General features: G+C 70.5%; 17 protein-coding genes. 15 read left to right on the top strand and 2 right to left on the bottom strand.

The genetic code is table 11. From position 1 onward, the window contains the following. The first annotated feature begins 1 nt into the window (after position 1). The 3 genes from BJP60_RS03625 to BJP60_RS03615 are packed head-to-tail and all read left to right on the top strand — an operon-like array spanning position 2 to position 3,164. Positions 2–883, top strand: coding sequence for a branched-chain amino acid ABC transporter permease (locus tag BJP60_RS03625; protein ID WP_203137633.1), 882 nt, complete (start codon positions 2–4; stop codon positions 881–883). Positions 884–900: 17 nt separating this feature from the next. Then, entirely contained in the window at positions 901–1,890 is a 990-nt protein-coding gene (locus BJP60_RS03620) for a branched-chain amino acid ABC transporter permease (protein ID WP_238439541.1), read from the top strand. A 20-nt stretch (positions 1,891–1,910) separates the two neighbouring features. Continuing rightward, positions 1,911–3,164 (top strand): ABC transporter substrate-binding protein, encoded by a 1,254-nt coding sequence (locus tag BJP60_RS03615; RefSeq protein WP_238439540.1) that lies wholly within the window; start codon positions 1,911–1,913, stop codon positions 3,162–3,164. A 207-nt stretch (positions 3,165–3,371) separates the two neighbouring features. Here BJP60_RS03615 and BJP60_RS03610 read toward each other — a convergent pair whose 3' ends face one another. Beyond that, positions 3,372–4,025, bottom strand: a complete 654-nt coding sequence (locus BJP60_RS03610) for a GntR family transcriptional regulator (RefSeq protein ID WP_238439539.1) — start codon at positions 4,023–4,025, stop codon at positions 3,372–3,374. Positions 4,026–4,252: 227 nt separating this feature from the next. Here BJP60_RS03610 and ggt point away from each other — a divergent pair, with 227 nt between their 5' ends. Beyond that, positions 4,253–6,079, top strand: coding sequence for a gamma-glutamyltransferase (gene ggt / locus BJP60_RS03605; RefSeq protein WP_203137630.1), 1,827 nt, complete (start codon positions 4,253–4,255; stop codon positions 6,077–6,079). A gap of 21 nt (positions 6,080–6,100) precedes the next feature. Here ggt and BJP60_RS03600 read toward each other — a convergent pair whose 3' ends face one another. Further along, positions 6,101–6,625, bottom strand: a complete 525-nt coding sequence (locus BJP60_RS03600; protein WP_203137628.1) for a MarR family winged helix-turn-helix transcriptional regulator — start codon at positions 6,623–6,625, stop codon at positions 6,101–6,103. A gap of 237 nt (positions 6,626–6,862) precedes the next feature. On the opposite strand from BJP60_RS03600, the gene BJP60_RS03595 reads away from it, so the two are divergent. From BJP60_RS03595 to BJP60_RS03545, 11 genes are all read left to right on the top strand, one after another. After that, on the top strand, positions 6,863–7,774 hold the full coding sequence (locus BJP60_RS03595) for a transketolase (protein ID WP_203137627.1): 912 nt from the start codon (positions 6,863–6,865) through the stop codon (positions 7,772–7,774). Further along, a complete protein-coding gene (locus BJP60_RS03590; RefSeq protein WP_203137626.1) occupies positions 7,774–8,769 on the top strand; it encodes a transketolase family protein in 996 nt (331 codons plus the stop codon). The genes BJP60_RS03595 and BJP60_RS03590 overlap by 1 nt, the downstream gene beginning before the upstream one ends. A gap of 11 nt (positions 8,770–8,780) precedes the next feature. Next, positions 8,781–9,842 (top strand): zinc-dependent alcohol dehydrogenase, encoded by a 1,062-nt coding sequence (locus BJP60_RS03585; protein ID WP_203137625.1) that lies wholly within the window; start codon positions 8,781–8,783, stop codon positions 9,840–9,842. Beyond that, complete coding sequence (locus tag BJP60_RS03580) at positions 9,839–11,365, top strand: sugar ABC transporter ATP-binding protein (RefSeq protein WP_238439538.1); 1,527 nt, start codon at positions 9,839–9,841, stop codon at positions 11,363–11,365. The genes BJP60_RS03585 and BJP60_RS03580 overlap by 4 nt, the downstream gene beginning before the upstream one ends. Position 11,366: 1 nt before the next feature. Further along, a complete protein-coding gene (locus tag BJP60_RS03575) occupies positions 11,367–12,347 on the top strand; it encodes an ABC transporter permease (protein WP_203137624.1) in 981 nt (326 codons plus the stop codon). A gap of 41 nt (positions 12,348–12,388) precedes the next feature. Next, positions 12,389–13,423 (top strand): sugar ABC transporter substrate-binding protein, encoded by a 1,035-nt coding sequence (locus BJP60_RS03570; protein ID WP_203137623.1) that lies wholly within the window; start codon positions 12,389–12,391, stop codon positions 13,421–13,423. Positions 13,424–13,433: 10 nt separating this feature from the next. Next, a complete protein-coding gene (locus BJP60_RS03565; protein WP_203137622.1) occupies positions 13,434–14,261 on the top strand; it encodes an SDR family NAD(P)-dependent oxidoreductase in 828 nt (275 codons plus the stop codon). A gap of 70 nt (positions 14,262–14,331) precedes the next feature. Next, a complete protein-coding gene (locus tag BJP60_RS03560) occupies positions 14,332–15,114 on the top strand; it encodes an SDR family NAD(P)-dependent oxidoreductase (protein WP_203137621.1) in 783 nt (260 codons plus the stop codon). A 14-nt stretch (positions 15,115–15,128) separates the two neighbouring features. Then, a complete protein-coding gene (locus tag BJP60_RS03555) occupies positions 15,129–16,238 on the top strand; it encodes a sugar phosphate isomerase/epimerase family protein (RefSeq protein ID WP_203137620.1) in 1,110 nt (369 codons plus the stop codon). An 8-nt stretch (positions 16,239–16,246) separates the two neighbouring features. Further along, positions 16,247–17,803: an aldehyde dehydrogenase family protein gene (locus tag BJP60_RS03550; protein ID WP_203137619.1), complete on the top strand. Its 1,557-nt coding sequence runs from the start codon at positions 16,247–16,249 to the stop codon at positions 17,801–17,803. Positions 17,804–17,905: 102 nt separating this feature from the next. After that, a complete protein-coding gene (locus BJP60_RS03545; RefSeq protein ID WP_203137617.1) occupies positions 17,906–18,106 on the top strand; it encodes an AsnC family protein in 201 nt (66 codons plus the stop codon). Positions 18,107–18,108: the final 2 nt, after the last annotated feature.

Below are 18,108 nucleotides of genomic sequence, written 5' to 3'. Positions count from 1 at the left end.
CGTGGGCACCTTCATCCAGCTTGTCGTCGACGGCCTCGCCATGGGCTCGATCTACGCGGCCCTCGCGCTCGCGATCGTGATCGTCAACCAGTCGACGGGCATGATCAACTTCGCGCAGGGCGGCATGGCCGTGCTCTCCGCCTACCTGGCGTATGCCTTCCTCGGAATGGGCATGCCGTTGATCCTCGCCATCCTGATCGCGGTGGCGATCTCGTTCGCGCTGGGCGCGGCGATCGAGCGCCTGCTGATGCGGCGCTTCGAGGGCGGCGACCCCGACACCGCCGTCGTCGTGACGGTGGGTCTGCTCACGCTGATCACCGGAATCTGCGGCTGGATCTGGTCCTACAACAACCTGCAGTTCCCCTCGCTCTTCCCCGGCGACTCGTTCACGCTGCTGGGCGCCGCCATCAGCTGGCGATCGCTCGGCACGTTCGTCGTGATCGCCGCCATCATGGTGCTGCTGCAGGTGCTGTTCCAGAAGACCAAGGTCGGGCTCGCGCTGCGGGCGGTCGCCGACAATCCGCGCTCGTCGTCCTTCTCCGGCCTGCCGGTCGGGCGCCTGCTGATGGTCGGCTGGGGCCTCGCCGCCGCCCTCGGCGCGGTCGCCGGCGCTCTCGTCGCCCCCCGCCTGTCGCTCACGCCCGGCATGCTCGACGGCGCGCTCGTGTACGCGCTGGCCGCCGTGATCCTCGGCGGCGCGACCAGCCCGATCGGCGTCGTCGTCGCGGCGTGGCTGATCGGCGTGCTGGAGAACCTCGCCGCGGTGTACGTGCCGTTCATCGGACACGACCTGAAGATCGCCGTGCCGTTCATCCTGCTGTTCATCGTGCTGCTCGTGCGACCGCAGGGCCTGTTCGGGCGCAAGACCGTGGTGCGCGTCTGATGGGGAGGGACACGTCTGTGAAGCGCCCAGCGCTCTGGAACACCCGCTGGGTGCGCATCGGCCTCGCCGTCCTCGTCGCGCTCGTGCTCGTCCTGGCACCGTGGAACCTCGATCCCGCGACGAACCAGGCCCTGGCCCGCATCGGCGTCTTCGCCGTCGCGGTGCTCGGCCTGAACGTGATCATGGGATATACCGGACAGGTCTCGCTCGGTCAGATCTTCTTCCTCGGCCTCGGTGCGTACGTCACGGCGTACGGCGTGAACGAGGGCTGGAACGTCGCGCTGGTGTTCGTGCTCGCGGTGCTGATCCCCGGCGTCGCCGGCTATGTCGTGGCCCTCGCGGCCGCGCGGCTCGGCGGTCTCGCGATCGCGATGGTCACGATCGCGCTGCCGATCATCGGCGTCCCGCTCGCCAAGCGCCTGGCCGACTGGACCGGCGGCTCGCAGGGCACCTCGGCCCGGTTCACGTCCGCGCCCGACTGGTTCGGCAGCGATCTCGACGACATCTGGCAGTACTACATCGTGCTCGCGATCGCGGCCGTCGTGTTCGTGCTGGTGACGAACCTCGTGCGCGGCAAGTTCGGCCGGGCGCTGGCGATCGTGAAGGAGAACGAGGCCGTCGCGTCGTCCATGGGCATCTCGCCGTACCGGTACAAGGTGATGGCGTTCACGATCGCCGCGATGATCGGCGGCGTGAGCGGCTTCCTGTACATGGTGGTCGTGCAGTACACCTCGCCCGAGACGCTCGCCTTCCACCACTCGATCAGCCTGCTCGCGTCGATGGTCATCGGCGGCGCCGGATCGATCATCGGATCGCTGATCGGCGGCGCGTACTACGTGCTCGTGCCGAACGTGACGAACGAGATCGACGCGACCCTGACCTCCCTGATCCAGGGAGCCATCCTGCTCATCGTGCTGTTCGTCCTGCCGGGCGGCATCGCGAGCCTCCCCCGCGTCGTCCGTCGCCTCGCGCGCAAGCGCGGCACGCAGTCCCCCACCCAGCAGTGATCACCAGAGAGAAGGTCAGCATGAACATGCGCAGCAAGACCGCCGGCATCGTCGCCGTCGGATCGATCCTCGCGCTCACGCTCGCGGGCTGTTCGCGCGGCGCCGACGCCGGAGCGGACCCCGAGGGCGGCGGCGAGGCCGCGGCGAGCCCCGGCATCACGGACGACAGCATCACGCTCGGCGTCACGACGCCGCTGTCCGGCGGCACTGCCGGTCCCGGCAACTGCACGGTCGCGGGCCTCGTGGCGTACTTCGGCGAGGCGGGCCCGATCGAGTTCGGCGACGGCAACACCCGCGAGGTCACGATCGAGGCGTACGACGACGCGTACGACCCGCAGAAGGCGCTGTCGAACTTCCAGCAGAACCAGGCGAACGTCTTCGCGTTCACGTCGGGCCTCGGCACCCCCACCAACCGCGCGTACCGCGAGGCGGCGATCGAGGAGGAGGTGCCGCAGGTGCTCGTGATGACCGGCGACCCGATCTTCAGCGACCGCGCCGAGAGCCCGTGGCAGCTCGGCTTCGTGCCGATCTACCAGAACGAGGGCGCCGCGTTCGGCGAGCTGCTGGCGTCGTCGACCGAGGACCACAAAGTGGCGATCCTGTCCCAGAACGACGACTACGGCGACGGCTACGTCGAGGGCTTCAAGTCGGCGATCGAGGGCGCGGACAACATCGAGATCGTGAAGGAGCTCACCTACGAGGCCACGGACACCTCGGTCGACGCCCAGCTCACCGAGCTCGCGGCGAGCGGCGCGGATGTGTTCTTCAACGCGATGTCGATCACCCCGCTGACGATCGCCACGATCGAGAAGGCGCGCGAGCTGTCGTGGGCGCCGAGCTGGTTCCTGCCGTCCAACACGTCGAGCCCCGGCGCCATCCTCGGCCCGGCCGGCGCGAACGCCGACGACGGCTTCTACTCGGTGTCGTTCTCGAAGGCGCCCCAGAGCCCGGCGTTCGCGGAGGACGAGGACGTCACGACGTTCCTCGCCGCGCTCGAGGAGCACGCGGGCGACTACACGACGACGCCCGACTTCCCGCACTGCATGTGGAGCTACATGGTCGGCGCGACGCTGGAGGAGGCGTTCGGCGCCATGGAGGAGCCCACGCGCGAGAGCTTCATGGAGGCGCTCGGCGGCATCACGGGCTTCACCGCGCCGCTCATGCTCGAGGGCACGTCGATCGACACCACGCAGGACGGACAGCCCGCCGTCTCGGCGGTCGTCGTGCAGCGCTACAACGGCCAGGGCTACGAGAACGCCGAGTCGTTCGAGTGATCTGAACCACGAGGGGGCCCGGGCTTCGGCCCGGGCCCCTTCGTCGTCTCCGTCGGCGTCGGACCACCGGTGTCGGACCACGTCGTTCCTGCACGACGCAGGACCCAGGAGGCCGACACGCCGCCGCACCGGCCCCATCGCCCGCGCGGCGGGCATCCGCTCCTGCGTTGTGCAGGCGGCACGGGCGGTCCCGGCGGGGGACCCGGATCAGCGCATGTCGGAGAAGAGGGCGACGATCCCCTCCAGGTGCACGCGCGTGGCGTGCGCCGCGGCGTCCGGGTCGCGCGCGAGGACGGCGTCGATGATCGCGATGTGCTCGGGGGCCGAGGTGTTGATGCGGCCGGGGTGGTACGCGAGGCGGAACTGGTGGCGCGCGGACTGCGCGAGCAGCCTTTCCAGCAGCTGCACCGCGGTCGCGTGCCCACTCAGCTCGCGGATGCGCCGATCCATCTCCTGGTTCAGCGACGCGTAGCCGACGAGATCGCCCCCGGTCGCGGCCGCGGCGATCTTCTCGCGCAGCTCGGTGAGGTCCGCGGCATCCTCGTCCGTGAGGTTCTCGGCGGCCTTGCGCGCGCACAGCTCCTCGAGCCCGATGCGCACCTCGACGATCTCGATCGCCTCGTCGACGCTGATCGCCCGCACGCGCGCGCCGCGGTTCGGCAGGCGCTCCACGAGCCCCTCGCCCGCCAGATTCATGAGCGCGTTGCGGACGGAGGCGCGGCTCGCCCCGAAGCGGTCGCTGAGATCCGCCTCGATCAGCCGCTGATGCGGCGCGAAGTCACCGCGCAGGATCGCGTCGCGGATGCGTGCGGTGAGGTCCGGCTGCCCCACATCGATGGTCGCCTCGGTCGTCGTCGACACGATGAACCCCCTTGCGGATGCGCGCCCGCGTTTCGGGCTGGATCCATTCTGCAAGAGCGCGGACCGGATCGTCGAAGATCCTGTTCACAAGTTCGGCCTCGGGCGGAGCGCTGTGGGATTCCGCGCATGCGGCCGCCCCCTGGGCAGCGCGGCGTGCAGTCAATATGCTGACATCCATCTCGCGCCGTGGCCGTCACCGACCGCAGCCTCCACAACCGGGAGGAATCATGCCTCAACTCGGACGTCGATCGGCCGCCATCACGGTGGCCCTGGCCCTTCTCGTGACGGGTGGTGCCGCGGCGAGCCCGGCGGTCGCCGACCCGCGACAGCCCGTCAAGACCCCCACCGCCACGGGCTACGGCGGTGCCGTGAGCACGGTGGACCCGGATGCCTCCGCCGCCGCGATCGGCGTGCTGCGCAAGGGCGGCAACGCGGTCGACGCGGCCGTCGCGGCCGCGGCGACCCTCGGGGTCACCGAGCCGTACAGCGCCGGCATCGGCGGCGGCGGGTACTTCCTGTACTACGACGCGCGCAGCGGGCGGGTGAGCACCATCGACGGCCGCGAGACCGCGCCGGCGGCCATGCCGCACGACGCGTTCATCGACCCGGCCACGGGCCAGCCGTATCGCTTCACGCCCGAGCTCGTGACGAGCGGCGTCTCCGTCGGCGTGCCCGGCACGCCCGCCACGTGGGAGCGCGCCCTGCGGAAGTGGGGCACCCTGAGCCTCGGCGAGGCGCTGCGGCCCGCGATCAAGGTCGCGACGCGCGGCTTCGTGGTCGACGAGACGTTCCGCCAGCAGACCCTCGACAACAAGCTCCGCTTCGAGGCGTTCACCTCCACGCGCCGCCTGTTCCTGCCGCGCGGCGACGCGCCTGCCGTGGGCAGCGTGTTCCGCAACCACGACCTCGCCGACACGTACCGGCTGCTCGCCGAACACGGCACGAGGGCGTTCTACACCGGCCCGCTCGCGACCGAGATCGCCCGCACGGTGCAGCACCCGCCGGTGACCCGCGACACGACGCTGCCGGTGCCGGCGGGCTACCTGACGACGCGCGACCTCGCCCGCTACCGCGCCCTGGACCAGGCACCCACGCGCGTGGAGTACCGCGGTCTGGAGGTCTACGGCATGGCGCCGTCGAGCAGCGGCGGCACGACGGTGGGCGAGGCCTTGAACATCCTGGACACCTTCGATCTGCGCCGGGCGTCGACCGCCGACACGCTGCACCATTACCTCGAGGCCAGCGCGCTGGCCTTCGCGGATCGCGGCGCGTACGTGGGCGACCCCGCGTTCGTCGACGTGCCGATGGAGACGCTCACCGATCCGGTGTTCGGCGCCGAGCGCGCGTGTCAGATCGATCCGGACCGCGCGGCCGTCAAGCCCGTCGCGCCCGGCGACACGCTCTCGTACGACGGCGTGTGCCCGGCCGAGTCCCTGCCCCTGGCGGACGAGAAGGACACCGAGAACGTCTCGACCACCAATCTGACCGTCGCGGACCGGTGGGGCAACGTCGTCGAGTACACCCTGACGATCGAGCAGACGGGCGGTTCGGGCATCACGGTGCCCGGCCGCGGCTTCCTCCTCAACAACGAGCTGACCGACTTCTCGACCGTCTACGACCCCGACGACCCGAACCGCATCGAGCCGAACAAGCGGCCACGCTCGTCGATGTCGCCGACCATCGTGCTGAAGGACGGCGAGCCGTTCCTCGCGCTCGGCTCGCCGGGCGGCTCCACGATCATCACCACCGTGCTGCAGATGATCGTGAACCGGGTGGATCTCCGGATGAGCCTGCCGCAGGCGATCGCCGCTCCCCGGGCCTCGCAGCGCAACACCGCGGCGGTCACGGCCGAGCCCGAGTTCATCGCGCGATACGGCGACCGGCTGACGCCCTACGGCCATCGGCTCACGCCGTCGGGCGACGCGTTCACGTCCGCCGCCGAGATCGGCGCCGCGACGGCCATCGAGTTCCGCAGGGACGGCAGCGTGATCGCCGTGGCGGAACCCGTGCGGCGCGGCGGCGGCTCCGCGATGGTCGTCAAGCCCTCGCGCTGAGACGCCCCGGACCCGCGCGGGTCAGCCCGCGTCGGCGCGGATGCGCGTCAGCATCTCGCGCAGGGTGGCGTTGAAGCGGTCGATCTCCGCCTGCGGGACGCCCTCCAAAATGATCTCCTGACCGCGCAGCGAGATCGGCCGCATGAGGTGGTGCATCTCGGCGCCGTCCTCGCTGAGGTACATCGGGCGGGAGCCGCGCGGCCCGTCCGACAGGAGCAGCAGCCCGCGCTCGAGCAGCGTGTTCACGCTCTTCGACACGACGGCCTTGTTCACGTCCAGGAAGTCGGACACCTCCGTGGCGGACGAGCCGGGCCGCGTCGCGATGGCCGAGATGACGCGCCAGTCGTTCGTCCCGAGGCCGAACCGGCGACGCAGCTCGTGCGACTCGCGCCACACGAGGGCGTTGGACAGCAGCGCGAGCAGCCGCGGGGTGAACCCTTCGGGCTCGAGGACGTCATCCAGCGGCTCGGTGATCGCTCCGGCAGGGGCGGCATGGCGCCGTAGCGCGGCGTCCGCCGCCTGTTCGCTCTCCACGACCCGGCTCATGTCGCTCCCCTCCGCACGGCTCCCACCGTGATCGTGCGGACAGTCTCGCAGACGGTCCGGCACGCGAACCGGAACCCCGGGCGCGCGTCAACAAGTTTATGGACATTCCTGTTTACACCTAAACAGGATCCTGCTAGCTTCTCTCTCACCGAAGCCGACGAGGGCTCCGGGGACGTACGAGGGTCGACGATGACTTCCGCGTGAAGGTCGGTCGACTCCGGGCAGAGGAGGCGTGACATGACGGGAGCGACGCTCGACATCGGAGAGCGGCACAGCGTCGGAGAGTTGACGGATCTCGCGTACGAGCTGCGGCGGAAGCTGCTCGAGCTCTGCGGCACCTACGAGGGGGCGGTGCACATCGGCGGCGACCTCTCGGTCGCCGACATTCTGACCGTGCTGTTCCACCACGGCCTGCGGGTCGATCCGGACGACATCGCCAACCCGGCGCGCGACCGGTTCGTGCTGAGCAAGGGGCACGCCGCCGTGTGCATGTACATCGCGATGGCGATGCGCGGGTTCTTCGCGTACGACGAGATCGTCGACACCTACGGCCAGCTCGACAGCGCCTACGGGATGCACCCGTGCAAGGTGCAGCTGCCGGGTGTCGAGGCGTCGACCGGATCGCTCGGACACGGCCTGCCGCTCGCGGTCGGGATGGCGCTCAGCGCGCGTCACCGCGGCGAGAAGCACCGCGTGGTGACGCTGCTGGGCGACGGCGAGACGGGCGAGGGCTCGGTGTGGGAGGCCGTGATGGCCGGACGCAGCCAGAAGCTCGGCAATCTCGTCGCGTTCGTCGACCGCAACCGTCAGCTCATGACGAGCTTCGCGGAGGAGCGCGTGATGTTCGAGCCCTACCCCGACAAGTGGCGGGCGTTCGGCTGGAACGTGATCGAGGTCGACGGCCACGACATGGCTCAGCTCGTCGATGCGATCGACCGCCTGCCCGACCCCGACAGCGACGTCCCGACCGTTGTCGTCTGCGAGACCGTCAAGGGCAAGGGCGTCGACTTCATGGAGCGCAACCTCGCGTGGCACGCCGGCTCCCTCGGGGCCGAAGACCTCACCCGCGCCCTCGCGGCGCTCGACGCGAGCCGCGGCACGACCGCCGCGGACATCGCCCCCGCAGACACGCACGAGGAGGCCCGCTGATGCCCGTCACCTTCACTTTCGGAGAGATGCTCTCCGCGCGATCCGTGATCGGATCCACCCTCGCCGAGCTCGGCGAGACGCACGAGAACCTCTGGGTGCTCACGCCCGACATCGGGGCGACGCTCGTCGAGTTCCGGGACAAGTACCCCGACCGCTTCGTCGACGTCGGACTCGCGGAGCAGGCGTGCGTCGGCATCGCGGCGGGCTTGGCGTACGACGGCAACATCCCCGTCGTGTCCGGCATGCTCCCGTTCCTGTCGATGCGCGCGCTCGAGCAGGTGCGCACGGACGTGTGCTATCCCAACCTCCCCGTCAAGATCATCGGCACGCACGGCGGCCTCGTGGGCAACGGCGGCTCGACGCACTACGCGGTCGAGGACCTGTCGCTGATGTGCTCGCTGACGAACATGACCGTCACCTCGATCGGCGACCCCGTCATGGTGGGCGAGATCATCCGGCAGTCGATGGACATGACCGGGCCCATCTACATCCGGCTGGCCGTCGGCAAGAAGGACAAGGTGCTGTACGAGGACGGCCAGCACGAGATCCGGATCGGCAAGGGCATCGTCGCGCGCGACGGTTCCGACGTCACACTGTTCACGCACGGCACGACCGTCGCGCAGGCGCTGGATGCCGCCGAGCAGCTCGCGCAGGACGGCGTCTCGGTGCGCGTCGTCGACATGTTCACGCTCAAGCCGATCGACGCCGATCTCATCGAGCGCTGCGCGGCGGAGACCGCCGGCCGCTTCGTCGTCCTGGAGGACCACCTCTCCTACGGCGGGCTCGCGACGCGCGTGGCCGACGTCGTGGCCGATCGCGGCATCCGCCTGGAGTCGTTCGAGCGTCTCGGCATCCCGCAGGTGTACGCCGGCTTCGGCGAGGACGAGCAGCTGCGCGACAAGCACGGCTACGGCCTGTCGGCCACGGTCGCGGCCCTGCGCCGCGCCGCGGGGCCGGCCACGCGTGCGGCCGCCGACGAGCCGGCCGCGGTCTGAGGGAGGCAGCGATGAAGACCGTCGCCGTCACGAAGATCGGCAGCCTGCGCGACCCCGACGAGGACACGCGGGGCCGCATCGGGGTCGTCGACCTCCCCGAGCCCGAGCTCGGCCCCGAGGACGTCCGGATCCGCGTCGCCTACGCCGCGATCTGCGGATCCGACCCCCACCTCGCCGAAGGATTCTTCGGCACCGACGTGCCCATCGGGCTCGGCCACGAGATCTCCGGCGTGATCGAGGCCCTCGGCGAGCGCGCGACCCGCAACGGGCTGCGGGTCGGCGACCGGGTGTCGGGCAACTTCCTGAAGTTCTGCGGCACGTGCCGCGCCTGCGTCGACGGGCGTCAGCAGTTCTGCGCGCACATCCAGGACTACAACCGGCCCGGCATGGCCGAGACGGTCACGTGGCACGAGTCGCAGGTGCATCGCCTTCCCGAATCGGTGTCGCTTCTCGAGGGGTGCCTGCTCGAGCCGACGAGCGTCGCGGTCCGCATCGCCGACAAGACGCGCATCCGCGTCGGCGACCGGGTCGCCGTCTGCGGCGGCGGGCCCATCGGCCAGCTCGCCCTCCAGGTCATGAGGCGGTACGGCGCGACCTCGCTCACGCTGATCGAGCCGATCGCCGAGCGCCGGGAGATGGCACTGCGCCACGGCGCGGAGTTCACGATCGACCCCGTGACGGAGAACCAGGCGGCACGCGCGGACGAGATCACGCAGGGCCTCGGATACGACATCGTGATCGACGCGTCCGGCTCGCCCCGCGCGGTGCGCGGGCTGCTCGACATCGCCGCCAAGGGCGCCACGGTGATCTACGGCGCCATGTACCCCGACGACTTCGAGATGCCGCTGCACCTGTCCGACTACCTGTATCTGCGGGAGCTCACGATCACGGGCGTCTTCGTGTCGCCGTACGCATTCCCCCGCGCGCTGCAGCTGCTGCCCCACCTCGAGCTCGGCGAGCTGACGGCCGCCGTATTCGATCTCGACGACGCCGCGGCGGCCTTCGAAGCGCACGTGAGCGGCCGGCATCCCAAGGTGATCATCCGCTGCAACCGGATCGAGGACGCGGCGTGAGCGCCGCGACCGCCGTGCAGCCGGGCGTCGCGGTGGCGGCTCCGCCGGCGCTGGAGGTCACGGGCATCAGCAAGTCGTTCGACGGCGTCGCCGCTCTGCGCGGCGTGGACCTGTCGGTGCGGCCGGGCGAGATCCACGCGCTACTCGGCGAGAACGGCGCCGGCAAGTCGACCCTGATCAAGATCATCACGGGGCTGTACTCGCACGACGAGGGCACCGTGCGGTTCGCCGGACAGCCCGCCGACTTCTCGAGCGTCCGGGCGGCGAATCGTTCCGGCATCGTGGCGCTGTACCAGGAGCTGTCGATCGTGCCGACCATCAGCGTCGCCGAGAACATCACCCTCACGGAGGGCGCCCCGTCGACGCTCGGCGTGGTGCGAGGCCGCGCGATGCGCCAGCGGGCGCAGGCCCTGCTCGACCGCCTCAACCAGCGGATCCCGCTCCGCGCTCTGGCGGGCGACCTCTCCCCCGTGAAGCAGACGATGGTCTCCATCGCCCGCGCCCTCGCGATGGACGCGCGCGTGCTGATCCTGGACGAGCCGACCGCCTCCCTGACGGACACGGAGATCGGCGACCTGTTCGCGGTGCTGCGGGGTCTGCGGGACGAGGGCGTCGCGATCGTCTACGTGTCGCATCGCCTGGAGGAGGTCTTCGAGCTGTGCGACCGCCTCACCGTGATGCGCAACGGCCAGACGATCGTCACGAAGGACGTCGCCGACTCGTCCATCGACGACGTCATCTCGACCATGGTCGGACGCGAGCAGAGCGAGCTCTATCCCGACCGCGACACCGCGGGAGAGGACGTCGTGCTCACCGTCTCGCGGCTCACGGGACGGCGCGTGACCGACGTGTCGTTCGACCTGCGGGCGGGCGAGGTGCTCGGCATCGGCGGGCTCGCCGGATCCGGTCGCAGCGAGCTGCTGCGGCTTCTCGCCGGGGCGCAGAAGCACACGTCCGGCACCATCGCCGTCTCCGGCAGGGAGGTGTCCGGCGGTGTGGGCCGAGCTCTCGAGGCGGGCATCGCGCTCGTCCCGGAGGAGCGCCGCAGCCAGGGCGTGATCCTGTCCGCCCCGATCACCGAGAACGTCGCGATCGCGAACCTCGGCCGCGTCAGCAGCGTCGGTGTCGTCTCCGGACGCCGGATCACCGCGCTGGCGAAGGAGGCCATCGCGAACCTGCGGATCAAGGCCGCCGGGCATCGGCAGGACGTCGGCCAGCTCTCGGGCGGCAACCAGCAGAAGGTCGTGCTCGCGAAGATCCTCGCGCGCGGCCCGAAGGTGCTGCTGATGGACGAGCCCACGCGCGGCATCGACGTCGGCACGAAGGCGGAGATCTACCGCCTCATCCGCGAGCTCGCCGCCGACGGCATGGCCGTCGTCGCGGTCAGCAGCGAACTGCCGGAGCTGATCGGCCTGTCCGACCGGATCCTCGTGATGCACGAGGGCCGGGTGTCGGGCGAGGTCGACGCCGCGACGGCCACGGACGAACAGATCCTCACCCACGCCTATGGAAGGGACGCCTGAGATGGTGACCGAGACCCTCACGGTGCAGGCGGTCGCCCCCGACCGCAGGAGCTTCACCCAGCTGATCTGGCAGTCGAGCACGATCGTCGCGCTCGTGGTGCTGATCGTCGTGTTCGCGATCGCGAGCGGCGGCCGGTTCGCCTCCGCGTCGAACCTGACCAACATCCTCAACGCCGTCGCGATCCTCACGATCGTGGCGGTCGCGCAGACCATCGTGATGGTCGTCGGCGACTTCGACCTCTCGGTCGGCATGACGGCGACGCTCGGCGGAGCCACGGCCGGCGCGCTGCTCGTCGACGGCTCGAACCTCGCCGTGGCCATCCTCGGCGGCGTGGGGGTCGGCATCCTGGTCGGCGCCGTCAACGGCCTCCTCGTCGCCTTCCTCAACATCTCCGCCTTCGTCGCGACCCTCGCGACGATGACCGGGGTCGGCGGCCTGAATCTGCTCATCACCGACGGCACGAACATCTACGGCTGGGCCGAGGAGTTCAACATCGTCGGCCAGATGCGCATCAACGGCATCCCCGCCCCCGTCATCTACGCGACGCTCATCTCCGTCATCGTCTGGCTGGTCCTGCGCTTCACGACGCTGGGTCGGCGCTGGTACGCGATCGGCGGCAATGCCGAGGTCGCGCGGCTGTCCGGCGTGAACGTCCGCCCGACCCGGTTCTTCGCGTTCGTCGCGGCCGGCGGGCTGTCGGCCCTCGCCGGCGTCGTGCTCGTCAGCCGCCTCGGCAGCGCGGGCCCGCACGCGGCGGACGACCGCATGATGTTCGCGGTCGCCGCGGTCTTCCTCGGCATGACGCTGCTGCGCTCGGGACAGGCGAACATCGGCGGCACGCTGATCGGCGTCGCGATCATCGGCGTCGTGCAGAACGGCCTGAACCTGGTCGGCATCAACACCTACATCCAGCAGGTGCTGATCGGCGCGATCATCATCGGCGCCGTCCTGCTCTCCGGGCTGAAGAACAAGAACACCTGACCCACCCACTGCATCACCGCATCAAGACAAAGGAGTTCACGATGCACGCACGCACCATCCTCAAGCCCCTCGCGGCGGCCGGCGTCGCCCTGTTCGCCGTCGCCGCACTCGCCGGCTGCTCGGTCGACACCGGTCAGGGCGGCGCGGCCGCCGGCGGCGGTGAGACGAGGGAGAACGGCATGGGCGACGACGGCGTCTTCAAGGTCGCCGCGTTCACGGCCGGATACGGCACGCCGGGCGGAAAGCTCACGCTCGACTACTTCGTCGAGGCCGGCAACGCCGAGGAGAACTGGGAGGTGACGCTCGACACCAGCGAGTTCAACTACGACGAGATCACCACCGAGATCCAGAACCAGATCTCGAACGGCGCGGACGCGATCCTCGCCGGCTTCCCCGACCCGCGCCAGACCGCGGTCATCGAGCAGGCGGCGGCCGACGCCGGCATCCCGATCTTCTCGATCGACGGCGGGGTCGAGCCCAACGACGCCTACGCGGTGGACGTCACCTTCAGCCAGCAGCAGATGGCCGAGGAGACCGTCGGAGCGCTCGAGGAGGCGGTGGGCGGATCGCTCGAGGGCAAGGACGTCATGGTCATCGGCCACGACCCGCACATCGGCATCCAGACCCGTAGCAACATCGCGCTCGAGCTGTTCGAGGAGAGGGGCGCGAACATCGCGGGCGGCGAGATGAAGCAGGTGCTCAACCCGGGCACGGGCCGCACCGAGGCGCTCACCTTCGTGCAGGACTACCTGCAGGCGAACCCGGACGGCCTGGACGCCGTGTGGGTGGGCTGGGATGACGGCGCGCTCGGCGCCGTGAAGGCCATCAACGAGGCGGGGCGTGACGACATCTTCGTCACGGGCGTCGATGCGCTCGAGGAGACGACGGTCGAGATCAAGAAGGAGGGCCCGATGTACGCCTCGATGGCGCAGGACTGGATCGGGGTCGTCGACCAGGTGATCGACATCATGAACGACTACCGCGACAGCGCGACGCTGCCCGAGGAGAACTTCATCGATCTGCCCGCCGAGCTCATCGACCGCAGCAACGTCGACGCGTTCGAGCCGACCCTCTGACGGGCGACGGATGAGCACCGGACTGCAGACGGCCTCGGATCTCGCGGGCCTGTTCAGCCTCCGCGGCGACATCGTCGTCGTGACGGGAGCGTCGAGCGGCATCGGCCAGGCCGCGGCCGAGGCGTACGCCGCCGCGGGCGCGACGGTCGTCGTCCTCGGGCGCAGCGAGGCCAGGGTGACCGACGTCGTCTCGGCCATCGCCGCGGCGGGCGGCACGGCGCACGGCTTCGTCGCGGACGTGTCCGTCCGGGGAGCGATGGACGAGGTGCTCGCGCGAGTGGTCGACGAGGTCGGTCGGCCGACCGTCGTCGTCGCCAACGCGGGCATCGCGGGCGGCGCGAGCTACCGGGCCGACGGGCGCCTTGCCGACTACGCCGACGCGGAGTGGGACGAGGTCGTCGCGACCAACCTGACCGGCACCTTCGAGACAGTGCGGGCCGCGGCGCGCGTGCTCGAGCAAGGCGGCCGCATCCTGGTCACCTCCTCGACCGCGGGCATGCGCACGGATCCGATGGTGTCGTACGCCTATGTCGCGACGAAGGCCGCGATCCTGAACTTCGTGCGTCAGACGGCGCTCGAGCTGGCGCCCCGCGGGATCCGCGTGAACGCCGTCGCGCCGGGTCCTTTCAAGGGCACCCGGATCGGCGACGGCAAGACGGAGATCTCGCCGGAGTTCGAGGCGGAATGGGCATCGACCATCCCGCTCGGCCGGATGGGGACGATGCCGGAGATCCAGGGACCGATGCTCTTCCTCGTCTCGCCGGCCTCCGCCTTCGTGACCGGGGCGATCCTCGCCGTCGACGGCGGCGCGGTCGCGCTGTCCCACACCGCATTCTGACCGCCGGGGGAGGCGCATCCCGCCTCCCCCGGCACCTCAACCGCACGACACACCAATCGAAGGAGTTCCCATGAGACTTGACGGCAAGGTCGCCATCATCACCGGCGGCGCGAGCGGTATCGGACGCACCACGGTGCACAAGTTCATCCGCGAGGGCGCCAAGGTCCTCGTCGCCGACATCGACCTGGCCCGCGCCGAGCAGGTGGTGGCGGAGGCCGAGCAGGCCGGATTCCCCGGCGCGGCGGCCGCGACGTCGGTGGACGTGTCGGCGTTCGAGGACGTCGAGGCGATGGTGGCCAAGGCCGTCGAGATCTTCGGCGCCGTTCACGTGATCTTCAACAACGCCGGCATCGCGGGCGGCGCTCCGCTGCTCGAGCACGATCCCGAAGCCGACTACGAGCGGATCATCCGCGTCGATCAGAACGGCGTCTACTACGGCATCGTCGCCGCCGGCCGGCAGATGGCGAAGCAGGGCACGGGCGGGGTGATCATCAGCACCTCCTCGGTCTACGGCGAGCAGGCCGCGGAGCTGTCGTTCACCTACAGCGCCGCGAAGGCCGCCGTGATCTCGTTCACGCGGTCGGCGGCCTACGAGCTCGCCGAGCACGGCATCCGCGCGGTCGCGATCACGCCCGGTCGTGTCGCGACGCCCATCATCAACCAGTTCAGCGACGAGCTGAGGGCGACGTTCGCGGCCGAGCAGCTGCGCGGGAAGCTCACGGAGCCCGAGGAGATCGCCGACGTGGTCGCGTTCCTCGCCTCGGACGAGTCGCGCGTGATCAACGGCACGGTCGTGAGCGTGGACGACGGCTACTCCGTCTTCAAGCAGCGCCTCGAGCTGCCGGTGTTCTGATCGGAGCCCGGATCGTGTCCGCCGTCCCCCGTCGCCTGCCCGCCGAGCTCGACGTTGCATGCCACCTCAACGTGGTGCTCGCCGACCCGGCGTCCGACGTCCTCACCGCCGCGCTCGACGGCATCGCCGCCCGCGGCTTCCGGCGGATCGTGCTGCCGCCCGTCGATTCGGCCTCGTTCGACGCGGCCGGGTTCCGGGTGCGATGCGAGGCGCGCGGACTGTCGGCGATCCCGATCATCGGCCAGTCGCCCGACGCGGACGTCTCGTCGGACGATCCGGAGATCCGCGCCGCGGGATCGCGGGCGCTCCACCGCGCGATCGACCTCGCGGCGGAGCTGGGGTCGGATCAGCTCAACGGCGTGCAGTACGGCCTGTTCGGCCGGTCGCCGTCCGCGGTGCCGCGCGACGCGTGGGAGCGGTCCGCCGCCGCCGTGGGCGAGGCGGCCGATGCCGCGCACGAACGCGGCATCGCGCTCGTGTTCGAGGTGCTCAATCGCTACGAGACCGCGATGATCAACACGGCGGAGCAGGCGATGGCCTACGCCGAGGCGAGCGGCTCCCCCCATCTGCGCATCCATCTCGACACCTTCCACATGGCGGTCGAGGAGGAGGACATCGCGGCCGCGATTCGCACAGCGCTCCCCCGGCTGTCGTTCCTCGAGCTCGGGCAGTCCGGCCGTGGCCGGCTGTCGCGCGGCGCGGTGGTCGTCGCGGACGTGGTGCACGACGCGCTCGACCTCGGCTACGAGGGACGCTGGGGCGTCGAGGCGTTCTCCGCCGCGATCCTGCCCCCGCCCGCGCGCGACGCGCTCGCGATCTGGCGCGCGCCGTACATCGACGGTCTGCACCTCGCGGACGACGCCGTGCGCGTGATCCGCGCCGGATGGGCGGCGAGCGCCCCCGGTCGCCGCGCGGCGCGCCTCGCCCGCGCGAACGGCTCCGACAGCGGCGCCTCGGACGCGGCGCGCGCCGGCACCGCGACGGATCTTGGCGACGATATTGTCTCCGATCCGATCGTGGCTCACACTGAACGCGAGACCCGACTCTCTGACGCCCCCGCGCCAGCGAACCCCGCGGGCGCCCTGCCCGCAGCCCCCACAGAAGCAGCACACACAGAGAGGTGAGTGATCACATGACGGATATCGAGAACGCGGTCGTCAGCACGGACGCCGCATCCGGCGAGGCGTCGGACACCGAGGTCGGCGAGGCCGCGGAGGCGGCCGTCCGCACCGGCCTGTTCATCGGCGGAGAGGAGCGGTTCACCGACGAGGTCGTGAAGATCGCCGACCCTGGCAAGCCCGGGGTGATCGTGGGCGAGGCCGCGTCGGCGACGCCGCAGGACGTGGCGGCCGCGGTCGCGGCGGCGAAGGCCGCTTTCCCCGCGTGGGCCGCGCTGTCGGCGCAGGAGCGCGCGGCGAGGATGGCCGACGCGATCGCGGGGATCGCGGACGACCGCGACACCGACGCGGCGATCCTGTCGCAGGAGAACGGCAAGATCCGGATGGAGGCGTGGATCGACGCGCTCGTGTTCGAGATCCGCTGGAACGTCACCCTCGGCGTCGCCGACCAGGTCGACGAGGGCACCACGCTCGCTCCGGCCCCCGGCATCCCCGTCACGACGCAGGTGAAGCATTCGCCGCTGGGCGTCGTGTCGATCATCGTGCCGTTCAACTGGCCCATCGCGATCCTCGGGGCGGCGCTGCCGAACGCGCTGCTGGCGGGCAACACGGTCGTGGTGAAGCCGCCGGCATCCGCCCCGCTCGCCACGGCGCGGCTCGTGCAGCGCGTCGCGGCGAAGCTCCCCGCGGGCGTGCTGAACGTCGTCACGGGCAAGGACGAGAACATGTCCGCCCTGATCGACAACCCGGACGTCGCCAAGCTGTCGTTCACGGGAAGCGTCAACGGCGGCAAGCGGATGATGGAGATGGCGTCCAGGACGCTGACCCGCGTGACGCTCGAGCTCGGCGGCAACGACGCGGCCGTGATCGCCGAGGACGCGGTCCTCGACGACGCGCACGTCGACCGCCTGTTCGGCGCGATCTACGACACCACGGGCCAGATCTGCATGAACGCGAAGCGCGTCTACGTGCACCGCTCGCGTCTCGACGAACTCGTCGCGGCTCTCGAGGCGCGCCTGCAGAAGGTCGTGATCGGCTACGGCCTCGACGAGGGGACCACGATGGGCCCGCTGCACCAGCCGGCGCAGAAGGCGTTCGTCGAGGAGATTATCCAGGAGGCCAAGGACTCCGGTGCCGACGTGCGCGAGTACGGCGAGCTGCCGGAAGGAGACCTGGCGGGAGGCAACTTCCTCCGTCCCGCGCTCGTGATCGATCCGGATCCGTCGCTGCGCGTCGTGACGCAGGAGCAGTTCGGCCCGGTGATCCCGCTCATCCCGTTCGACTCCGAGGACGACGCGATCGCCGCGGCGAACGACACGTGGGCGGGCCTCGGCGGCTCGGTCTGGACGTCGAGCCCCGAGACCGCGCAGCGCATCGGCTCGCGCCTGCAGTGCGGTTACGTGTGGATCAACGACCACGGCGCGAATCGCCTCGACCTGCGCGCCCCGTTCGGCGGCGTGAAGCAGTCGGGCATGGGCCGCGAGCAGGGCATCGAGGGCGTCCGGGACTTCCAGGACACGCACGCGATCGCCACGCTCGACGAGGAGGCGCTCAAGGCGATGGCGCACTGACGCCGTCCCGGGCGGGTGGTGGCGCGCGCGGCGCGCCACCACCCGCCTTGTCGTGGGCGAGACGATTTGCCGCACGGCCAGACGTCAACTAGAGTTGACGACATGGTCGACACCGCACAGGCGACGGATCCCGACGAGCCGATCGGCGAGCTGTTCCGGATCGCCGAGCAGCGCCGCGAGCTGAGCCGGGCCGAGGAGGCCCAGGTGCGTCGCGCCCGCGTGAACGGGTACTCGTGGGAGGCCATCGCGACCGCGCTCGGGATCACCAAGCAGGCCGCGCACAAGAAGTTCGGCCGGAAGTGAGC

The organism is Microbacterium sp. JZ31 (assembly GCF_016805985.1).
Taxonomy (GTDB): domain Bacteria; phylum Actinomycetota; class Actinomycetes; order Actinomycetales; family Microbacteriaceae; genus Microbacterium.
The sequence above is the reverse complement of the archived record's forward strand: the minus strand, read 5'-3'. Positions and strand labels throughout refer to the sequence as shown.

What these genes read in the sequence shown, in the direction of transcription:
- BJP60_RS03615 (WP_238439540.1), top strand. Translation starts at nt 1,911, where the DNA reads ATGAACATGCGCAGCAAGACCGCCGGCATCGTCGCCGTCGGATCGATC.
- ggt (WP_203137630.1), top strand. Translation starts at nt 4,253, where the DNA reads ATGCCTCAACTCGGACGTCGATCGGCCGCCATCACGGTGGCCCTGGCC.
- BJP60_RS03600 (WP_203137628.1), bottom strand. Translation starts at nt 6,625, where the DNA reads ATGAGCCGGGTCGTGGAGAGCGAACAGGCGGCGGACGCCGCGCTACGG.
- BJP60_RS03595 (WP_203137627.1), top strand. Translation starts at nt 6,863, where the DNA reads ATGACGGGAGCGACGCTCGACATCGGAGAGCGGCACAGCGTCGGAGAG.
- BJP60_RS03590 (WP_203137626.1), top strand. Translation starts at nt 7,774, where the DNA reads ATGCCCGTCACCTTCACTTTCGGAGAGATGCTCTCCGCGCGATCCGTG.
- BJP60_RS03585 (WP_203137625.1), top strand. Translation starts at nt 8,781, where the DNA reads ATGAAGACCGTCGCCGTCACGAAGATCGGCAGCCTGCGCGACCCCGAC.
- BJP60_RS03575 (WP_203137624.1), top strand. Translation starts at nt 11,367, where the DNA reads ATGGTGACCGAGACCCTCACGGTGCAGGCGGTCGCCCCCGACCGCAGG.
- BJP60_RS03570 (WP_203137623.1), top strand. Translation starts at nt 12,389, where the DNA reads ATGCACGCACGCACCATCCTCAAGCCCCTCGCGGCGGCCGGCGTCGCC.
- BJP60_RS03565 (WP_203137622.1), top strand. Translation starts at nt 13,434, where the DNA reads ATGAGCACCGGACTGCAGACGGCCTCGGATCTCGCGGGCCTGTTCAGC.
- BJP60_RS03560 (WP_203137621.1), top strand. Translation starts at nt 14,332, where the DNA reads ATGAGACTTGACGGCAAGGTCGCCATCATCACCGGCGGCGCGAGCGGT.
- BJP60_RS03550 (WP_203137619.1), top strand. Translation starts at nt 16,247, where the DNA reads ATGACGGATATCGAGAACGCGGTCGTCAGCACGGACGCCGCATCCGGC.
- BJP60_RS03545 (WP_203137617.1), top strand. Translation starts at nt 17,906, where the DNA reads ATGGTCGACACCGCACAGGCGACGGATCCCGACGAGCCGATCGGCGAG.